Below are 16840 nucleotides of genomic sequence, written 5' to 3' on the forward strand. Positions count from 1 at the left end.
ATCGAACGCTCAATTCGTGCTCTAGACACGCTCCGATAACTGTCTGTTTCACCTTGCATAGCTTGCATTAAAAATATGCTTCCAAATATAAGCCTTGCTGCAGTGGGCAATTCCATAGACTTCGGCCGGGAGCTGATTCTATTAGAGCGAAGCTCTATACCGCCAAGAGTTTAGGATCGAAACATGCGATATGTGATTCTCTGCACCTTTCTGGCCAGCCCCACCCTAGCCGATCCGCCAACGATCGAGCAGGTCAACGCCTCGTCCAGCGGTGGCAGTTGGCGTTTCGACGTGACGATCCGGCATCCGGACACCGGATGGGATCACTATGCCGATGGCTGGCGTGTGCTGGATATGGACGGGAATGAGCTGGGGATGCGTGTGTTGCATCACCCGCATGAGACGGAACAGCCCTTTACCCGCTCGCTGGGCGGGGTGGCAATTCCTGATGGTACATCTCAGGTCCAGATACAGGCCCGTTGCAGCGTGGATGGCTGGGCAGACGAAACCATTGTTGTGCCGCTGAACTGACCTCAGAATACGCCCAACGCCAGCCCTGCGGCCATCGCCTGCCCCAAGTCGCGGCATGTCTGCAGCGCGTCTTGGGGGATGCGCTTTTCGGCTAGGATTGCTTCGGGCGTTTGTGCGTGGGTGCATATGATCAGAGGGGGCTGGACCTCTTTCAGCCGCCAACCGGTTGCGATCCGGGCCGTCTGGCGCGCGGCGTTTTCGCCGTCTGACCCGGCACAGATCATCTGGGCATAGGGGCGACCTTCGATGCGACCAAGAACCGGATAATAACAGCGGTCGTAAAACTCTTTCATCACGCCCGAAATCGCCGCCAGGTTTTCGGGTGCGCAGAAGATATAGCCATCTGCGGCCAGCAGATCTTGGGGTCCGGCCCGCTCTGCGGGCTTCAAAACGGTGTCGGCCTCATCGTGCGCACCTTCGGCAGCAGCTTCGGCCATCTGCCGGGCGCCGCTGGTGCGTGAATGGTAAACGATCAATAGCTGCGCCATGTCAGACCCGGTGATAGGGACCGCCCGACAGGATGGTTGCGGCCCGATAAAGTTGCTCGGCCAGCATCACACGGACCAGCATGTGGGGCCAGACCATGGACCCGAAAGAGATGGAGAAATCCGCCTCGGCGCGCAGATCAGGGTCTATTCCGTCGGCACCGCCAATGATCAGCGCCAGATCCTGCCGCCCCGCATCGCGCCAACCGCCCAGCTTTTGGGCAAAATCGGGCGAGGACATCACCCGCCCCCGTTCATCCAGCGTGCAGATTACGGTGCCTTTGGGCAGCGCCTTGCGCAGCAATGTGGCCTCGGCCCCCATCCCTGCGTTTTTCTTGTCTTCGACCTCGATCACCCGCGCAGGCCCAAGGCCCAGCGCGCGGCCGGTCCGATCAAATCGGGTCAGGTAATCATCAAGCAGGGATTTCTCGGGTCCGGCGCGCAATCGCCCGACCGCAACTATGCTGATCCGCATATCTCTCTCGCCGCCGGCCCGTTAATGCAGGCCGGGATAGCGCCTCAGTTGGCCGAGGCGCTGCCGCCCGCAGGCTGCCACATCTTTTCCAGCTGATAGAATTCACGCACTTCGGGGCGGAAGATATGAACGACCACGTCGCCCGTATCGATCAGCACCCAGTCGCCGGCATCCTTGCCTTCGACCTTCGAGGTGAAACCGAATTCCTGCTTGATGCGATCCGTCAGCTTTTCCGCCATGGCCGAGACCTGACGGGTCGACCGACCCGAGGCAATGACCATGTGATCCGCGACGGACGATTTGCCCTGCAGGTTGATCTGCACGACGTCTTCGGCCTTGTCATCGGAAAGTGAGGAAAGGATGCGTTCAAGCAGCTTATCGCTGATTGACTGAGAGTGGGCCATCATGTTGGCCCCATCTTCGGCGGGCAAACCCGCCTGAGTGTGTAGAGACAGGACATAGTCCTCCTTTGCTGCGCGCCATGATATCCCGGCGCCGGGGTACTAATAAGGTAGCAAGGAGATTGCAACATTTCAATGAACACGGGGCCAAAGGGCCGCAACGTTTGCTTAGTCGGTGGCAAGCTGTTGCGCATCGGTGTCGTCGTTCAGCACGCGCACCTCTCGCTGCGGGAAGGGGATCGAGATGCCTTCGGCCTGGAATGCGTCCCACAGCGCCAGATAGACATTGCCCCGTATATTGGTCAGCCCTTTGGTCGGATCGCTGATCCAGAACCGCAGCACATAGTCCACGCTGCTGTCGCCGAAGCCGGTGATATGGCAAACCGCGTCATGTCCGCTGCCACTGAGCACACGCTCGACAGATTTAACCGCATGGATTGCCGTTGCCCGCACATTATGGGGGTCATCCGTGTAACTAGTGCCAAATGTCAGATCCAGCCGCACGAACCGGTCCGAATGCGACCAGTTTACCACCTGATTGGTGATCAAATCCTCGTTCGGGATCAGGTATTCGCGCCCATCCCGTGTGACCACCGAGACATAGCGCGCGCCCAGCGCGTTGATCCAGCCGAACGTGTCGCCCAGCGAAATCACATCGCCCGGTTTGATCGACCGATCCATCAGGATGATGATGCCCGAGATCAGATTCGACACCACTTTCTGCAAACCAAAGCCGATGCCGACGCCAATGGCCCCCGACAACAGCGCAATACCCGTCAAGTCAAAGCCCAGCGTCCGAATGGCGGCCATGAAGACGGCGCCATAGATGACGACCTGTAATCCCTTGGCCAACAAGACCTGCATTGACGGCGAGATATCGTCATTGCGTTTGAGGCCACGTTCAGCAGCACCGGTGCCAAGACGGGCCAGCGTCAACAACACGCCAATCAGCAAAAGCGCCTTGAGGATACCCAACGCCGAGAGGTGCAGATCCCCGATCGAGATCGCCACCCCATCCAGAAACCCGGCGACGTCATCGGTCAAATTCAGCGCAATCAGCGTCGCATAGGCCCACATTGCCCATTTGAAAATTCGCCGCAGCGTCCGGTTTCGGACCAGACGGGCCACTAGCGCAATCGCCAGCCAGGCGGTCGCCAATGTTGCCACCACCCCGATGATATAGCTGCGCGATGGCCAGGTGATCTGCTGCATCACCAGATACAGCATCCAGGACAGCGTGACGAAATAGACAAGCGTTAGACGTTGCATCAGCTGGATCAGCGTACGCAACCGCCATTTGGGCCAACCAGAGCGGGCACGGGCCCAGGCCTCCCATCGGCCCTGCGTAACCAGCTTCAACACATAGGCCAGCGCCCAGAGACCCAGGATGATGACCAGCTGATGTTGGCGCCAGCCCGGTGTAATGACCAGATCGACCAGTCTATCGAATTGCAGGGAAAAGGCCTCGATCATGGTCTGATACAGATCAGACAGCGAACTGGGTATCAGGTCTGGGTTCATGCACGTCTCCTGCTTGTCAGCTTGGACAGCGTTGACGCATGATGCAAGCCCGCCGCAGGATTGCGCCTTGATTGACGGACTGACGCGATATATCTGATGCGCATGAGACTCAATCTGACCCCAGCACCTACGTTGCAAGACCGCACGCGACTGCGTGAACGGTTCTTTGGGGCCGCCCGCACGGTTCTGGCCCGCCTATAAACGGCGTCCAGCCACTCGCCAGCTAAATCTCAATACATACGGGAGAGGACCGATGTCCCCCAAAACACTCTATGACAAGATCTGGGATGCCCATGTCGCGCACGAAGCCGATGATGGCACCTGCCTGCTGTATATCGACCGCCATCTGGTCCACGAAGTGACCAGCCCGCAGGCATTCGAAGGCCTGCGCATGGCGGGTCGCAAGGTGCGCGCGCCGGAAAAGACCATCGCGGTACCGGATCACAACGTGCCCACCACGCCGGATCGCGTGAACGGCATTGAAAACCCCGAATCGCGCATTCAGGTCGAAGCACTCGACAAGAACGCCAAGGATTTCGGCATTCACTATTACCCGGTGAATGACGTTCGCCAGGGCATCGTGCACATCGTTGGCCCCGAACAGGGCTGGACCCTGCCCGGCATGACCGTTGTCTGCGGCGACAGCCACACAGCGACTCATGGAGCGTTTGGTGCGCTGGCCCATGGCATCGGCACGTCCGAGGTTGAACACGTTCTGGCCACGCAGACCCTGATCCAGAAGAAATCCAAGAACATGAAGGTGGAAATCACCGGCACACTGCAGCCGGGCGTGACCGCCAAGGATATCACTCTGGCCGTGATCGGCGAGACCGGCACTGCTGGTGGCACCGGCTATGTCATCGAATATTGCGGCGAAGCGATCCGCAATCTGTCGATGGAAGGCCGCATGACCGTCTGCAACATGGCAATCGAAGGCGGCGCCCGCGCTGGCCTGATCGCCCCGGATGAGACCACGTTCGAATATGTCAAAGGCCGCCCACACGCGCCGAAAGGGGCCCAGTGGGAAGCGGCGATGGACTGGTGGAAAACGCTGTTCACCGATGAAGACGCGCATTTCGACAAGGTCATCACCCTGCGCGGCGAAGACATCGCGCCGGTCGTCACCTGGGGCACCAGCCCCGAGGACGTGCTGCCGATCACTGCATCCGTGCCTCACCCCGAGGATTTCGAAGGTGGCAAAGTCGATGCGGCCCGCCGGTCCATCGAATATATGGGTCTGGAAGCCGGTCAGAAGCTCAGCGACGTCGAAATCGACACCGTCTTTATCGGGTCCTGCACCAACGGCCGCATCGAGGACCTGCGCGCCGCTGCCGAGATTCTGAAGGGCAAAAAGATCAAGGACGGGATGCGGGCGATGGTTGTGCCTGGTTCAGGCCTTGTCCGCGCGCAGGCCGAGGAAGAAGGTCTGGCCGAGATCTTCAAAGAGGCCGGGTTCGAATGGCGTTTGGCGGGATGTTCCATGTGCCTGGCGATGAACCCCGACCAGTTGCAACCGGGCGAGCGCTGCGCCGCGACCTCGAACCGCAACTTCGAAGGCCGTCAGGGCCGCGGCGGGCGCACCCACCTGCTAAGCCCCGCAATGGCTGCCGCAGCGGCAATCACAGGACGGCTGACAGACGTCCGCGAGTTGATGTAAGCTGCCCTCATAACTGGATATTTGAGGGATTTAAGACATGAGTGACTGGATCAAATGGCTCCTGATGGGGCTTCTGTCCATAGTGTTCGGCCTTTTTGTGCTGGGCGCGCCTGCAGTGGCGTCGATTGCCGTAACGGTGGTGACCGGCGTACTGCTGCTGATTTCAGGGGCATTGCAGGTGGTCGGTGGGTTCACCGTCGAGGGCACCGGCAACAAAATCCTGTCGCTTATTATGGGTGCGGTGATGCTGTTTCTGGGCTGGTCCTTTCTGGATCACCCGCTGCAGGGCACCGTGACGCTGGCGACGGTCTGCCTGATCCTGTTCATGGCAGGCGGTATCGCGCGGGTCATTTTGTCGTTCCAGATGAAAGGTACGCAGTATTTCTGGGCGACACTGATCTCGGGCGTGATGTCGATTGTTCTGGCGATGCTCATCTGGCGGTTCGCAGCAACCGATCCTGTCGTGCTGTTGCAACTGCTCGGCATCCTGCTGGGGATCGAGATGGTGTTCAACGGTCTGGGCCTGGTGTTCATGGCGCTCTTCATCAAAGACGCACCCAAAGGCGAAACAACTGAAGCGAAACAAGCTTAAACGCGGGGCATGGGCGCGGCCCTCCCCCGCAGGAGTGTAGACATGGAAAAGTTTGACAAAGTCCACGGAGTGGCCGCCCCGATGCCATTGATCAATATCGACACCGATATGATCATTCCGAAAGTGCACCTGAAAACGATCAAACGATCCGGCCTTGGCGTCGTACTGTTTGACGAGATGCGCTATCATGATCACGGCGGTGAGAATGAAGAGTTCATTCTGAACAAACCCGCCTATCGGCAAACCGAGATTCTGGTGGCTGGCGACAATTTCGGCTGCGGCTCATCGCGCGAACACGCGCCCTGGGCGATCAAGGATTTCGGCATCAAGGTTGTGATCTCGACCAGCTTTGCCGACATCTTCTTCAACAACTGCTTCAAGAACGGCATCCTGCCCATCGTGGTCGAAGAAGAACATCATGCGGTTCTGATGGAAGACGCGCATAGAGGCGAAAACGCCCGCATGACCGTGCATCTGGAAGATCAGCAGATCACCACATCCGATGGTGTCGTGATCGAATTCGAGGTGGATTCTCATCGTAAGCACTGCCTGCTGAACGGTCTGGACGATATTGGCCTGACGATGGAAAAAGACCATCACATCGAGAAGTTCGAGGATCATGCGGGCCAGGCACGCCCCTGGGTGTGATTCTGGGAACGAATCTGTTGATACTCAACTTTATGGGGACGCCACGGCGTCCCCATTCGCCTTCTTGGGGTTCTGAACGGCGAAACCACTACATATAGGTCTCGACTTGAAACACACGTCGGATTTGCGTCAAAAATGATGCAATCCCGCACCAGTTGCGCCATCATTTTGCCCAAAATTGAGTGTTTTCTGCCACCTGGCTTGAGCGAAATGTCGCTTATCGCCAATGTCGGCGGGTACAGGCACCCACCATGGCAAAACATTGGTGAGAGATGACATCTGCTGCAACGGTAACGTGGCAGGCACAAGTTGGAATGAAGTCGGCAAAGAATCGGCTAATCCAGTTTGAAAGGGTTCGGATAGTGATTGCGCGCACAACAGGGGCGGCAATTCGGGGAATATTGGTTGCACTTTTGGTGCTGACACCCGCGTTGTACTTGCCCGTTTCATCAACGAATGGGACCGAGATTGTCGTCTTTCTCGCCATTCTCGCGTTTTTCCTGACCTTCGCCGAATATAATTCGGCCTTCCCAAGCTTTATTGAATTTCGCGACGCACCACCAGTGAACCGCCTGCGCTTTGTTGGGCTGGTTTCGATGGTCGCTTTCCTGACGCTGATCTGCAAAAACGCCTATTCGCCGACAGAATTAACCTCAGGTTTTTATGTGATCGGGTTGGGCGTCGCCAATGTGGTCGATTTCCCCTATTCACCCGTGCGTCTGATCGTGTTGATGCTGCCTGTCAACGCAAGCGCGCCGCTGATCGAACTTGTTCGTATCGCTGCCAGTGTGGCCTATGTCGCAGCTATGGTCACAATCGCCAGTTTCTACTACGCGGTGAAAATGCGTGGTTGGCCCACCGGAAACGGAGCCTTCAACGTCTGGACCAATCTGCCGCTGTTCGATCCGACCAAGGGTGGCGATGTCGTTACCCGTCTGCAGCGTGATGGACGGTTGAACATCTCGATCGGCGTCCTGCTGCCGTTTGTAATCCCGGCTCTGATCAAGATCCTGACCGATTATGTGAGCCCGATCTCGCTGAACAGCCCCCAGACGCTGATCTGGACGTTGAGCGCTTGGGCCTTTCTGCCTGCTAGCATGATCATGCGAGGAATGGCGACACTGCGCATTGCAAACCTGATTGTCGAAAAACGCCGCGCCTATTCTACGACTGAATCAACACAGACCGCATGATTCGCATTTTTCTGCTGCTTTTGCTGCCATTCGCGGCACAGGCAGAGACGATACGCATAGCCACCTTCAACACCGAACTCAGCCGTAAAGGACCGGGCATTCTGCTGCGCGATATCCGGCGCGGGGATGCACAGGTTCGCGCTGTGATGCGGGTGTTGTTGGAAACCCAACCCGATATCGTTGCCTTGCAGGGCATCGACTGGGATCTCAATGGCGAAACGCTGACCGCATTCGGTGAGGCGCTGCGCAACGAGGGACTGGACTATCCCTATCACTTTACCGCCAAGCCTAATTCAGGAATGGAAACCAGTCTGGATCTGGACGGGGACGGGCAGGCCAATGGACCAAGAGATTCCCAAGGCTATGGCGAGTTCACCGGTCAGGGCGGGCTGGCCATTCTGTCCCGGTTTCCCATAGGCCATGACGACATGCAGGATTTCTCAGGAGTACTGTGGCGCGACCTGCCGGGGGCTGATCTGCCGACGGTCGATGGCACGCTATTTCCCTCTGAAGCCGCCCAGCGCATTCAGCGACTGTCCTCGGTGGCACATTGGATCGTACCAATCGAGTCCCCGATCGGCCACCTGAACCTGATGACATTTCACGCGACCCCGCCCGTTTTCGATGGACCCGAGGATCGGAACGGGTTGCGCAATCGTGACGAAATTCGCTTGTGGAACGCTGTGCTGGACGGTGCTCTAGGCCCTGCCCCACTCGGGCCTTTCGTAATTGCTGGGGATGCAAATCTGGATCCCACGCGCGGGGAAGGCCGGAAAGAGGCTATCCAGGGCTTGCTGGCAGACCCGCGGTTGCAGGATGCAAAGCCTGCCACTCCCTCGGGGGCATTGGCCACGGTTGAGTGGAAAGCCGTCGGAGAAATGCGGGTAGATTACGTTCTGCCCTCGGCAGATCTACGCGTTGTGGATGCGGGCATCTTTTGGCCCGACACGGGCGCAGACCTGCGCGCAATCGCCGAACAGGCCAGCCGGCACCGGCTTGTCTGGGTGGACCTGGGACATCGCTAACGCTGGTCAGGCCCGGGCAGTTCTGACCAAAGTCGCTTTCTGCTTGGCTGTTTTCGGGATCGCAGAAGCCATCGCCGCGTCCAAGTCGGTCGTCTGAAATCCAGGGATAAGGTCGTCAAAGAATGCGCCGTCCAAACTATGCGGCAGATCCCATAGATAGCGCATCTCAACCAGATGTGGCGCCAACTTCCAGAAAGGCCGCAGTGCCTGAATCGGCCACCATTTCATGGGGCTGACGGCTATTTCGGCACCGGTCACCCGCGACAAGGATTGCGCAATATCCCGGCCGGTCAGGGTAAACCCGGCATAAGGAACCTCGCAGAACCGGGGAAGGTCCTGGCGGATATCAGCCAACGCAACGGCCGCTCGGGTGAGGTCGGGCAGATAGGCCCAGGCGTGTGGGATATCCGGGCGACCGGGATAAACCATCTTGCCGCGTGCCAAAGGCTTGATCATGACCTGATCGAACCAGTTCCCCGAGGCGCAAGTGTCAATGAAATCACCTGCCCTGAGAAGAATCGTTCTTACCGAGGATTTTCGATAGGCTTCTTCCATCTCAACCCGGATCCTGCCCAGGGGATTATGCGCCGCATGCGGTGTTGCACCCGACCATGGCCCCGGCGTTTGCGCGCCAAAAACATAGACATTGCCGGGAAGGATTACAGTTGCACCGTGATCCGCTGCCGCATTGATCACATCACGATGCAGTTCGGGGACTTGTCGCGCCCAGTCCGGATAGGCCGGATTCCAGGCATTGACGACAACATCCACCCCTTCGACAGATCGCTTCAGATCCTGCGTCTTGCGATCAAAGCAGTGTACGATCCAGCCCGCCTCGCGAAAAGCTACTGCGGCATTGCGTCCAAACCGACCCGTCGCACCCAGAATAAGGACTGTTCCCGTCATATAAGCCTCCTCTTGTCCATCTAATATGAGCCATTCAGTTCAATTCAGGAATTGCCGCCAAACGTAGAACGTGTATTCATTTTTGAATGGACAAATCTATCACCCACTCTGACTGGTCTCTGATCCAGAGCTTTCTGGCTGTAGCGGAAACCGGATCTTTGTCTGCCGCTGCCCGGCAGTTGAACCGCAGCCAGCCCACGCTGGGTCGCCAGATCCACGCACTTGAGGATGAGCTTGGCGTCTCGCTGTTTGACAGGCATGCGCGGGGCTTGAAGCTAAGTGAAGTCGGAGCGCAGCTTTTCCCGATGGCGCAACAGATGCACGTAGCCATGAACGCGTTCAGCCTAACGGCCGCAGGCCAGTCTCAGGAATTGGAAGGGTCGGTGCGCATCACCGCGTCGGTCTTTGCCTCTCATCACCTGCTGCCGCCGATTCTGGCCCAAATACGGGCAGCAGAACCCGCGATACAACTGGAACTGGTCGCCACCGATGCCACCGAGAACCTGCTCTACCGCGAGGCCGATATCGCAGTGCGGATGTTTCGGCCGGAACAGATGGACATCATCACGAAACATCTGGGGGAAATCAGACTGTGCTTTTGCGCAAGCCGGTCCTATCTGGATCGTGCCGGCCGCCCCAATTCTCCCGACGATCTGTTGAGTCATGACCTTGTCGGGTTTGATGCGAACGAGCAGATCATTATCGGCATGCGCGAAATGGGCTGGCCCGTGAACCGGGACAACTTTGCCACACGCTGCGACTTTCAGACTGCCTATTGGGAACTGGTCCGCGCGGGCTGCGGTATTGGTTTTAGCGCCGTGAGAGTTGCCGAGGCCGACCCAGAGGTAGAGGTTTTGGACATAAACGTCGAAATCCCTGCGCTGCCGGTTTGGCTTGCCGCACCGCAGGCGATGCGGCAAACGACACGAATCCGACGAGTCTGGGATATGTTGGCCGAAGGGATAAAGGCCGATCTCTGACCGATTCACACTATCCGTGACGTAGCAAGGGCACGGAAACCCGATTTCCCGTCCAGAACCTGCGTTTAGGCCGGTTCGTCTCATTGACCCGATGCGGCGCAGGCGCTAGGGCCTTTGCTGTCAAACGCAAGGAGATCCTTCATGTCCAAACCCTCGCTCCTCATCCTGCCCGGAGACGGAATTGGCCCCGAAGTCATGGCCGAAGTGCGCCGCATCATCGACTGGTTCGGTGCCAAGCGCGGCCTGGAATTCGACGTGAGCGAGGATCTGGTCGGCGGTGCCGCCTATGACGCCCATGGCAAGCCGCTGTCGGACGAAACCATGGCCAAGGCGCAGGAGGCGGACGCAGTTCTGCTGGGTGCTGTTGGTGGACCCAAATACGACGATCTGGATTTCAGCCTCAAGCCCGAGCGCGGCTTGCTGCGGCTGCGCAAAGAGATGGACCTGTATTCGAACCTACGCCCGGCACAATGCTTTGACGCGCTGGCGGATTTCTCGTCTCTGAAGAAAGACATCGTTGCCGGTCTGGATATCATGATCGTGCGCGAGCTGACCTCGGGCGTCTATTTCGGTGAGCCGCGCGGCATCTTCGAGGAAGGCAATGAACGCGTCGGCATCAACACCCAGCGCTATACCGAATCCGAGATCGAACGCGCCGCACGCTCGGCTTTTGAGCTGGCGATGCGCCGGAACAAGAAACTGTGCTCGATGGAAAAGGCCAATGTCATGGAATCCGGCATTCTATGGCGCGAAGTCGTAAACCGGGTCGCTCAGGACTATCCCGAGGTCGAGCTGAGCCACATGTATGCCGACAATGGCGCGATGCAGCTGGTGCGTGCGCCCAAGCAGTTTGATGTGATCGTCACCGACAACCTGTTTGGCGACATTTTGTCCGACTGTGCCGCGATGCTGACCGGTTCACTGGGCATGCTGCCGTCCGCCTCCCTGGGCTCACCAATGGCCAATGGCCGCCCCAAGGCGATGTACGAGCCGGTCCACGGTTCCGCCCCCGATATCGCCGGTCAGGGCAAGGCCAACCCCATCGCCTGTATCCTGAGCTTTGCCATGGCCCTGCGCTACAGCTTCGATCAGGGGGCCGAGGCTGACCGACTGGAAGCTGCGATCGAAAAAGTCCTGGCCGATGGTGTCCGCACCGGCGACCTGCTGGCCGACGAAGGGGTCACGCCGGTTTCCACAACGGAAATGGGTGACGCGATTCTGGCGGCGCTGGACGACAGCCTCTGATCAGAGGTCACAACCGAAAATAGAGGCGGCGCCAGATGCGCCGCCCATCTATAGCCGAAGGTGTGGATCACTGGCACGTAGTTTGCTCGGGCCCTTGCCACGGACGACGTTAGTCTGCTTTGAGCCCAAAGTGTTCAATGCTGCGGAGTGCACATTTTGACAGTGTGGGCGGATTGCAGTCATTTGCTGCATTGTTTGCCAATGTCTTCACTGCGGGGAATTCTTCCACTGACCTTCATCACAGTAGTGCTTTCTGGTAACTTCACCTGAAATGTGATTTGAAAATTCAAACCGCTGCACTTTAAAAATGGAAAATCACCATGCTTCGAAGAACTTTTCTAATTGCAGGGGCATCCTTTGCAACTCTAGCTGGCTGCATGGAAAATGGAACTGTAATGCAGACCAGTTCTCAAATGGCTCCGCAAAATGGTCAGGCTTTGGTCGTCTTTTACCGACCCGCTAGCTTTGCTGGCGGTGCTATTCGCTTCAATGTTCAACATAGTGATGGTCCTGTAGGGCAACTTACCAGTGGCGCAGTTCTTCAAAAGCAAGTTAATCCCGGAACAAATACTTTTTGGGCACAAGCAATTTCTCAAGATGCGATCACAATTCAAGCCGAGGTGGGTAGAACCTACTATGTGCGTGGAGATGTCCGAATGGGAATTTATGCAGGGCGACCTCAATTTACTCAAGTCTCAGAAAGCCAAGCACGTCAAGAAATGGGAAAATAGGGCGCTGACTAAAGCTTTGGCTATTTATGGATCAGAAGCAGACATCCTTCTTCGATTAGCCAAACGGCGGCAAAGGGCAGAAAGCGCCAATCGACATATTCGATTGAAGGTCGGGAAAGTCCCGCATATCGGAAGTTGCAATGTTGGCAGCGGCAGAGCAGTTCAGACGTGGAATTCACGTTGATACGGATGCAAATCGGGCATTCCGCACAATATGCTGTCATTGGCTGACCCTGCGCGCCGACTTTCCCTTGCCTACATCAGTTGCCAAAGATGTTGTTCAGCAGGTTGTTGATCGCATTTTCGAACCCATTGCCCTGATTGCGGCGCTGACGTCTGGGTTGCTCTTGCCGGACGGGCGGATCGGGGGCCAGCATCGGCAGCGGTGTGGGTGTCATCCCCTCGGTCACGCGCACCATCGTCTCTTTCCAAATCTCCGCAGGTAACCCGCCGCCGGTCACGCCGGACAGGGGGGTGTTGTCGTCATACCCCATCCAGACTCCGGTCACATAATCAGCCGTGAACCCGATGAACCAGGCATCCCGCGCCGCCTGCGTGGTGCCGGTCTTACCTGCCACCTGCCAGCCGGGTAGTTTCGCGCGCCCGCCCGTGCCTTCGGACACGACACGTTCCATCATCCAGGTCAGTTGCTTGGCTGCCTTATCGTTGATCACCCGCTCACCGATGCCGGTACTCGTCGCCATCAGAGGGGCGTCGTCCCCCAGCAGCTTCAGCTCGGTCAACCCATAGGGCTCAACCGCTGAGCCACCATTCAGGATACCGGCATAGGCCCCCGTCATCTCGATCAACGTGCTTTCTGACGCGCCCAGCGCCAGCGCGGGTCCCTCGGCCAGATTGCTTTCAATGCCAAACTCACTGGCGACGGTACGGACATTTTCCAAACCGGCAACCTCGGCCACTTTCACGGCCGGGATGTTCAACGAGTTCTTGAGGGCATCAGCAAGCGTGACGCGCCCATAATGCTTGTTGGTGTAGTTCTTGGGGCACCATTGCCCCGAACCGGCGATATTGATGCAATAGGGCTCGTCCACCACCGTATCCAGAGGCGAATAGCCCAGTTCCAGCGCGGTAGCATAGACGAAGGGTTTGAAGGACGACCCTGTTTGCCTCAGCGCCTGTGTGGCCCGGTTGAAGGCGCCCGATACGCGGGTCTTGCGCCCGCCGACCATGGCGCGCACGGCCCCATCTGCGGACATCACCACAATCGCGGCCTGCGCCTTGGACCCTTCGCGGACCTTTTCCTTGAAGATATATTGCAATGCCTCTTCTGCGGATTTCTGCAGGCGCTGGTCCAGCGTCGTCCGGATCACCACGTCATCGGTGGTGTCCGAGCCGAAAAAGCTGGGCAGTTCCGTGATGACCCAATCGGCAAAATACCCACCGGCGCGTGCAGCCGCAGCCGCAGACAATTGCGCCGGGTTGCTGCGCGCCCCGCTGGCCTGGGCAGTGGTCAGATAGCCCTGCGCCTCCATCAGCCCAATCACCAACTGCGCCCTATCCTGCGAGCGTTGCAGGTTATTTGTCGGCGCATACCGCGTCGGGGCAACCAGCAGACCTGCCAGCATCGCCGCCTGCGAGGGGCTGACCTCGGCGGCAGAAATCCCGAAATAGCGCTGGCTTGCCGCCTCAAAGCCCCGCGCACCGGACCCGAGGAAGGCACGGTTCAGATAGATGGTCAGGATTTCATCCTTGGAGTATTTGACCTCCATCGCGATCGCATAGACAGCCTCTTTGCCCTTGCGCCAAAGGGATCCCTGACGGCAATCAGCCTCATAGGCGGCCTCAGACTCCCATTCGCTGGGCACATAAGGCACGCCCAGACACAACAGCTTGGCCGTCTGCTGGGTGATCGTCGACCCGCCATGGCCAGACAAAGGCCCGCGCCCTTCGCGCAGGTTGATACGCACAGCGCTAGCGACACCCCGCGGACTGACGCCGAAATGGCGGTAGAATCGCTTGTCCTCGGTGGCGACCACTGCATTCTTCAGATACGGAGAAACCGTGTCCGCGGTGATTACCCCGCCGAACTGATCCCCACGCCAGGCAAAGACTTTGCCATCCCGATCCAACAACGTGACCGACCCGCGCGCGCGCCCGTCTAGCAAAGCATCGACATCAGGCAAAGAGGTATAGACAACCCCGACAGCCAGCGCCAGCAACAGGGCAGCCACAGCGCCCACGCGCCAGCTTACCCCCCAGATCAGGCGCCAGACCCAGCGAAACAACCGGCGAAAAAAGCCACCACCACCGCCGGATTTCCGGCGTGTCTTTCTCCGTGTGCTTTTGCGGGTTGTCGTTTTGCGCGCCGCAGCCTTTTTGCCTGCGGGTTTCGCAGTGCCTTTGGTCGCCGTGGGTTTTCGCCCCTTCGACGCGTATCTTTTGTCCGCCACAAGCGGTGCCTTGCGGCGCCTGGACTCAGTCATGCTCAAACTCTGCCCGGTTATCGTTTTGAGGCACCATACCCTGCTATACCGATGAAGTAGAGGTCTGAATTTCCGGAATGCACCCTCTCTAACGCGCCTATATTTTAGTCGATATGCAGAATCTGTGCAAAAATTGTGCACTCACTCACCAATTCCTCCCGAATTTGACCACTGAACCGTTCCTTACACAGCTTCGGCACGCTCTTTTTCTGCAGGTGCAAACACGCCGGACAGACCGGGGAAGCAGAGGGGAACAGCGTGAAACTGATTATTGCAACAATCAAACCGTTCAAGCTCGAGGAGGTGCGCGAGGCACTGACCGACGCGGGCATACGCGGCATGATGGTAACCGAGATCAAGGGCTTCGGCTCGCAATCGGGGCACACGGAAATCTATCGCGGTGCCGAATACGCGGTGAACTTTGTACCCAAGATCAAGCTTGAGATCGTGGTGCCCGCCACGATGGCCGACCAGATCGTAGAAACCATCACCAAATCCGCCAAGACCGGCAAGATCGGCGACGGCAAGATTTTCGTCCTCGACGTTGAGCAGGCCCTGCGCGTGCGGACCGGGGAAACGAACGAAGAGGCGCTTTAAGCGCCCCCACTCAACACTATTCGAGGACTGACAATGAACCTGATGAAATCTCTCATCCCTGCCGCCGCGATAGTCGCGCTGCCGCAGATTGGCCTAGCGCAGGAGGCCGCCACCGGCGAAGCCGCGCTGCACACACAATACATCTTCACCACGCTGCTGTTTCTGATGGCAGGGTTCCTGGTGTTCTTCATGGCCGCCGGCTTTGCCATGCTCGAAGGCGGGCTGGTGCGGTCGAAAAACGTGGCCATGCAGATGATCAAGAACGTGGCGCTGTTTTCCTTTGCCGCGATCATGTACTGGCTGATCGGCTTCAACCTGATGTATCCCGGCGACGGCTGGACCATCGCGGGGTGGGTTGGACCGTTCTTCAAAACCACAGTCCTGGATCCGGTGGGCGTGGGTGCTGACGCCGCGGCATTGGATTATGCTTCGGTTGGTTCGGACTTCTTCTTCCAGCTGGTGTTTGTGGCCGCAACCGCGTCGATCGTATCGGGTGCTGTAGCTGAACGTATCAAGCTGTGGCCCTTCCTGGTTTTCGTGATTGTTCTGACCGGCGTCATGTACCCGATCTCTGGCTCATGGCAGTGGGGCGGTGGCTGGTTGTCCGAGGCTGGTTTCTCGGATTTTGCTGGCTCGACCATCGTGCATTCGGTTGGCGGCTGGGCAGCTCTGGCAGGTGCCCTGATCCTGGGTCCGCGGATTGGCAAGTACAAAGACGGCAAGGTTCATCCGATGCCCGGTTCGAACCTGGCGCTGGCCACTTTGGGGACATTCATCCTGTGGCTGGGATGGTTCGGCTTCAACGGCGGCTCGCAGCTGGCGATGGGAACCGTGGGTGACGTATCCGACGTGTCGCGCATCTTTGCTAACACCAACATGGCCGCAGCAGCAGGCGCAGTGGCAGCCCTGATCCTGACACAGCTGCTGTACAAAAAGCCTGATCTGACCATGGTGCTGAACGGCGCGCTGGCCGGCCTGGTGTCGATCACTGCGGAACCGCTGGCCCCGACGCTGTTCGGCGCGCTGTGGATCGGTGCCGTAGGCGGTATCATCGTGGTCTTCGCGGTTCCGATGCTGGACAAGTTCAAGATCGACGACGTTGTCGGTGCCATCCCGGTTCACCTGTTCGCCGGGATCTGGGGCACCATCGCCGTGATCTTTTACGGCGAAGCCAGCCTGGGTACGCAGCTGCTGGGTATCCTCGCCTACGGTCTGTTCACCTTTGTCGGCGCTTTGATCCTGTGGTCGATCCTGAAGGCCACCGTCGGCATTCGAGTCAGCGAAGAGGATGAGATCAACGGCCTGGACATGGCGGAACTGGGCATGGAAGCGTACCCAGAGTTCTCCAAGGGCTGATATCCAACCCAATCCAACAAAAAACCCGGGCGGTGTCGCCCGGGTTTCTTTTT

Annotated in this window: 18 protein-coding genes; 12 read left to right on the forward strand and 6 right to left on the reverse strand. The window is 58.2% G+C overall.

The window, feature by feature from the left end; genetic code table 11:
- Window positions 1-183: 183 nt before the first annotated feature.
- Window positions 184-531, forward strand: coding sequence for a hypothetical protein (locus AC2FH8_RS12225; RefSeq protein ID WP_142638371.1), 348 nt, complete (start codon window positions 184-186; stop codon window positions 529-531).
- A gap of 2 nt (window positions 532-533) precedes the next feature.
- Here AC2FH8_RS12225 and AC2FH8_RS12230 read toward each other — a convergent pair whose 3' ends face one another.
- The 4 genes from AC2FH8_RS12230 to AC2FH8_RS12245 all read right to left on the reverse strand — a co-directional run bounded on the left by AC2FH8_RS12230 (window position 534) and on the right by AC2FH8_RS12245 (window position 3413).
- Window positions 534-1019, reverse strand: a complete 486-nt coding sequence (locus tag AC2FH8_RS12230; RefSeq protein WP_271950897.1) for a flavodoxin family protein — start codon at window positions 1017-1019, stop codon at window positions 534-536.
- Between the two features lies 1 nt (window position 1020).
- A complete protein-coding gene (gene rlmH / locus AC2FH8_RS12235) occupies window positions 1021-1491 on the reverse strand; it encodes a 23S rRNA (pseudouridine(1915)-N(3))-methyltransferase RlmH (protein ID WP_496689876.1) in 471 nt (156 codons plus the stop codon).
- Between the two features lie 44 nt (window positions 1492-1535).
- Window positions 1536-1898 (reverse strand): ribosome silencing factor, encoded by a 363-nt coding sequence (rsfS, locus tag AC2FH8_RS12240; RefSeq protein ID WP_142638376.1) that lies wholly within the window; start codon window positions 1896-1898, stop codon window positions 1536-1538.
- Window positions 1899-2060: 162 nt separating this feature from the next.
- On the reverse strand, window positions 2061-3413 hold the full coding sequence (locus tag AC2FH8_RS12245) for a mechanosensitive ion channel family protein (RefSeq protein ID WP_142638378.1): 1353 nt from the start codon (window positions 3411-3413) through the stop codon (window positions 2061-2063).
- A gap of 102 nt (window positions 3414-3515) precedes the next feature.
- On the opposite strand from AC2FH8_RS12245, the gene AC2FH8_RS12250 reads away from it, so the two are divergent.
- From AC2FH8_RS12250 to AC2FH8_RS12275, 6 genes are all read left to right on the forward strand, one after another.
- A complete protein-coding gene (locus AC2FH8_RS12250) occupies window positions 3516-3614 on the forward strand; it encodes an isopropylmalate isomerase (RefSeq protein ID WP_271950909.1) in 99 nt (32 codons plus the stop codon).
- 52 nt (window positions 3615-3666) lie between these two features.
- Window positions 3667-5070: a 3-isopropylmalate dehydratase large subunit gene (leuC, locus tag AC2FH8_RS12255; RefSeq protein ID WP_496689877.1), complete on the forward strand. Its 1404-nt coding sequence runs from the start codon at window positions 3667-3669 to the stop codon at window positions 5068-5070.
- A gap of 37 nt (window positions 5071-5107) precedes the next feature.
- Entirely contained in the window at window positions 5108-5662 is a 555-nt protein-coding gene (locus AC2FH8_RS12260; RefSeq protein ID WP_271950915.1) for an HdeD family acid-resistance protein, read from the forward strand.
- A gap of 42 nt (window positions 5663-5704) precedes the next feature.
- Window positions 5705-6310: a 3-isopropylmalate dehydratase small subunit gene (gene leuD, locus AC2FH8_RS12265; RefSeq protein WP_142638386.1), complete on the forward strand. Its 606-nt coding sequence runs from the start codon at window positions 5705-5707 to the stop codon at window positions 6308-6310.
- A 362-nt stretch (window positions 6311-6672) separates the two neighbouring features.
- Window positions 6673-7503, forward strand: a complete 831-nt coding sequence (locus AC2FH8_RS12270; RefSeq protein WP_142638388.1) for a hypothetical protein — start codon at window positions 6673-6675, stop codon at window positions 7501-7503.
- Window positions 7500-8528, forward strand: a complete 1029-nt coding sequence (locus tag AC2FH8_RS12275) for an endonuclease/exonuclease/phosphatase family protein (RefSeq protein WP_496689878.1) — start codon at window positions 7500-7502, stop codon at window positions 8526-8528. Before AC2FH8_RS12270 ends, AC2FH8_RS12275 begins: the two co-directional genes overlap by 4 nt.
- A 6-nt stretch (window positions 8529-8534) precedes the next feature.
- Here AC2FH8_RS12275 and AC2FH8_RS12280 read toward each other — a convergent pair whose 3' ends face one another.
- Entirely contained in the window at window positions 8535-9434 is a 900-nt protein-coding gene (locus AC2FH8_RS12280) for a sugar nucleotide-binding protein (protein ID WP_496689879.1), read from the reverse strand.
- A gap of 86 nt (window positions 9435-9520) precedes the next feature.
- On the opposite strand from AC2FH8_RS12280, the gene AC2FH8_RS12285 reads away from it, so the two are divergent.
- The 3 genes from AC2FH8_RS12285 (at window position 9521) to AC2FH8_RS12295 (ending at window position 12390) form a co-directional block, all read left to right on the forward strand.
- Window positions 9521-10414, forward strand: a complete 894-nt coding sequence (locus AC2FH8_RS12285) for a LysR family transcriptional regulator (RefSeq protein WP_496689880.1) — start codon at window positions 9521-9523, stop codon at window positions 10412-10414.
- A 141-nt stretch (window positions 10415-10555) separates the two neighbouring features.
- Window positions 10556-11659 (forward strand): 3-isopropylmalate dehydrogenase, encoded by a 1104-nt coding sequence (gene leuB / locus AC2FH8_RS12290; RefSeq protein WP_496689881.1) that lies wholly within the window; start codon window positions 10556-10558, stop codon window positions 11657-11659.
- Between the two features lie 377 nt (window positions 11660-12036).
- Window positions 12037-12390 (forward strand): DUF2846 domain-containing protein, encoded by a 354-nt coding sequence (locus tag AC2FH8_RS12295; protein WP_496689882.1) that lies wholly within the window; start codon window positions 12037-12039, stop codon window positions 12388-12390.
- Between the two features lie 260 nt (window positions 12391-12650).
- On the opposite strand, the gene AC2FH8_RS12300 is transcribed toward AC2FH8_RS12295, so the two are convergent.
- Window positions 12651-14834, reverse strand: a complete 2184-nt coding sequence (locus AC2FH8_RS12300) for a transglycosylase domain-containing protein (protein WP_281973848.1) — start codon at window positions 14832-14834, stop codon at window positions 12651-12653.
- A gap of 258 nt (window positions 14835-15092) precedes the next feature.
- On the opposite strand from AC2FH8_RS12300, the gene AC2FH8_RS12305 reads away from it, so the two are divergent.
- Both AC2FH8_RS12305 and AC2FH8_RS12310 read left to right on the forward strand, forming a co-directional pair.
- Window positions 15093-15431, forward strand: coding sequence for a P-II family nitrogen regulator (locus tag AC2FH8_RS12305; RefSeq protein WP_142638403.1), 339 nt, complete (start codon window positions 15093-15095; stop codon window positions 15429-15431).
- A gap of 33 nt (window positions 15432-15464) precedes the next feature.
- Complete coding sequence (locus tag AC2FH8_RS12310) at window positions 15465-16787, forward strand: ammonium transporter (RefSeq protein ID WP_281973849.1); 1323 nt, start codon at window positions 15465-15467, stop codon at window positions 16785-16787.
- Window positions 16788-16840: the final 53 nt, after the last annotated feature.

It is taken from the genome of Ruegeria sp. CDSC025 (assembly GCF_059610805.1).

Excerpts from the sequence above, each read along its gene's own strand:
- AC2FH8_RS12225 (WP_142638371.1), top strand. The coding sequence starts at position 184 with ATGCGATATGTGATTCTCTGCACCTTTCTGGCCAGCCCCACCCTAGCC.
- AC2FH8_RS12230 (WP_271950897.1), bottom strand. The coding sequence starts at position 1,019 with ATGGCGCAGCTATTGATCGTTTACCATTCACGCACCAGCGGCGCCCGG.
- rlmH (WP_496689876.1), bottom strand. The coding sequence starts at position 1,491 with ATGCGGATCAGCATAGTTGCGGTCGGGCGATTGCGCGCCGGACCCGAG.
- rsfS (WP_142638376.1), bottom strand. The coding sequence starts at position 1,898 with ATGATGGCCCACTCTCAGTCAATCAGCGATAAGCTGCTTGAACGCATC.
- AC2FH8_RS12245 (WP_142638378.1), bottom strand. The coding sequence starts at position 3,413 with ATGAACCCAGACCTGATACCCAGTTCGCTGTCTGATCTGTATCAGACC.
- AC2FH8_RS12250 (WP_271950909.1), top strand. The coding sequence starts at position 3,516 with ATGAGACTCAATCTGACCCCAGCACCTACGTTGCAAGACCGCACGCGA.
- leuC (WP_496689877.1), top strand. The coding sequence starts at position 3,667 with ATGTCCCCCAAAACACTCTATGACAAGATCTGGGATGCCCATGTCGCG.
- AC2FH8_RS12260 (WP_271950915.1), top strand. The coding sequence starts at position 5,108 with ATGAGTGACTGGATCAAATGGCTCCTGATGGGGCTTCTGTCCATAGTG.
- leuD (WP_142638386.1), top strand. The coding sequence starts at position 5,705 with ATGGAAAAGTTTGACAAAGTCCACGGAGTGGCCGCCCCGATGCCATTG.
- AC2FH8_RS12275 (WP_496689878.1), top strand. The coding sequence starts at position 7,500 with ATGATTCGCATTTTTCTGCTGCTTTTGCTGCCATTCGCGGCACAGGCA.
- AC2FH8_RS12280 (WP_496689879.1), bottom strand. The coding sequence starts at position 9,434 with ATGACGGGAACAGTCCTTATTCTGGGTGCGACGGGTCGGTTTGGACGC.
- AC2FH8_RS12285 (WP_496689880.1), top strand. The coding sequence starts at position 9,521 with ATGGACAAATCTATCACCCACTCTGACTGGTCTCTGATCCAGAGCTTT.
- leuB (WP_496689881.1), top strand. The coding sequence starts at position 10,556 with ATGTCCAAACCCTCGCTCCTCATCCTGCCCGGAGACGGAATTGGCCCC.
- AC2FH8_RS12295 (WP_496689882.1), top strand. The coding sequence starts at position 12,037 with ATGGAAAATGGAACTGTAATGCAGACCAGTTCTCAAATGGCTCCGCAA.
- AC2FH8_RS12300 (WP_281973848.1), bottom strand. The coding sequence starts at position 14,834 with ATGACTGAGTCCAGGCGCCGCAAGGCACCGCTTGTGGCGGACAAAAGA.
- AC2FH8_RS12310 (WP_281973849.1), top strand. The coding sequence starts at position 15,465 with ATGAACCTGATGAAATCTCTCATCCCTGCCGCCGCGATAGTCGCGCTG.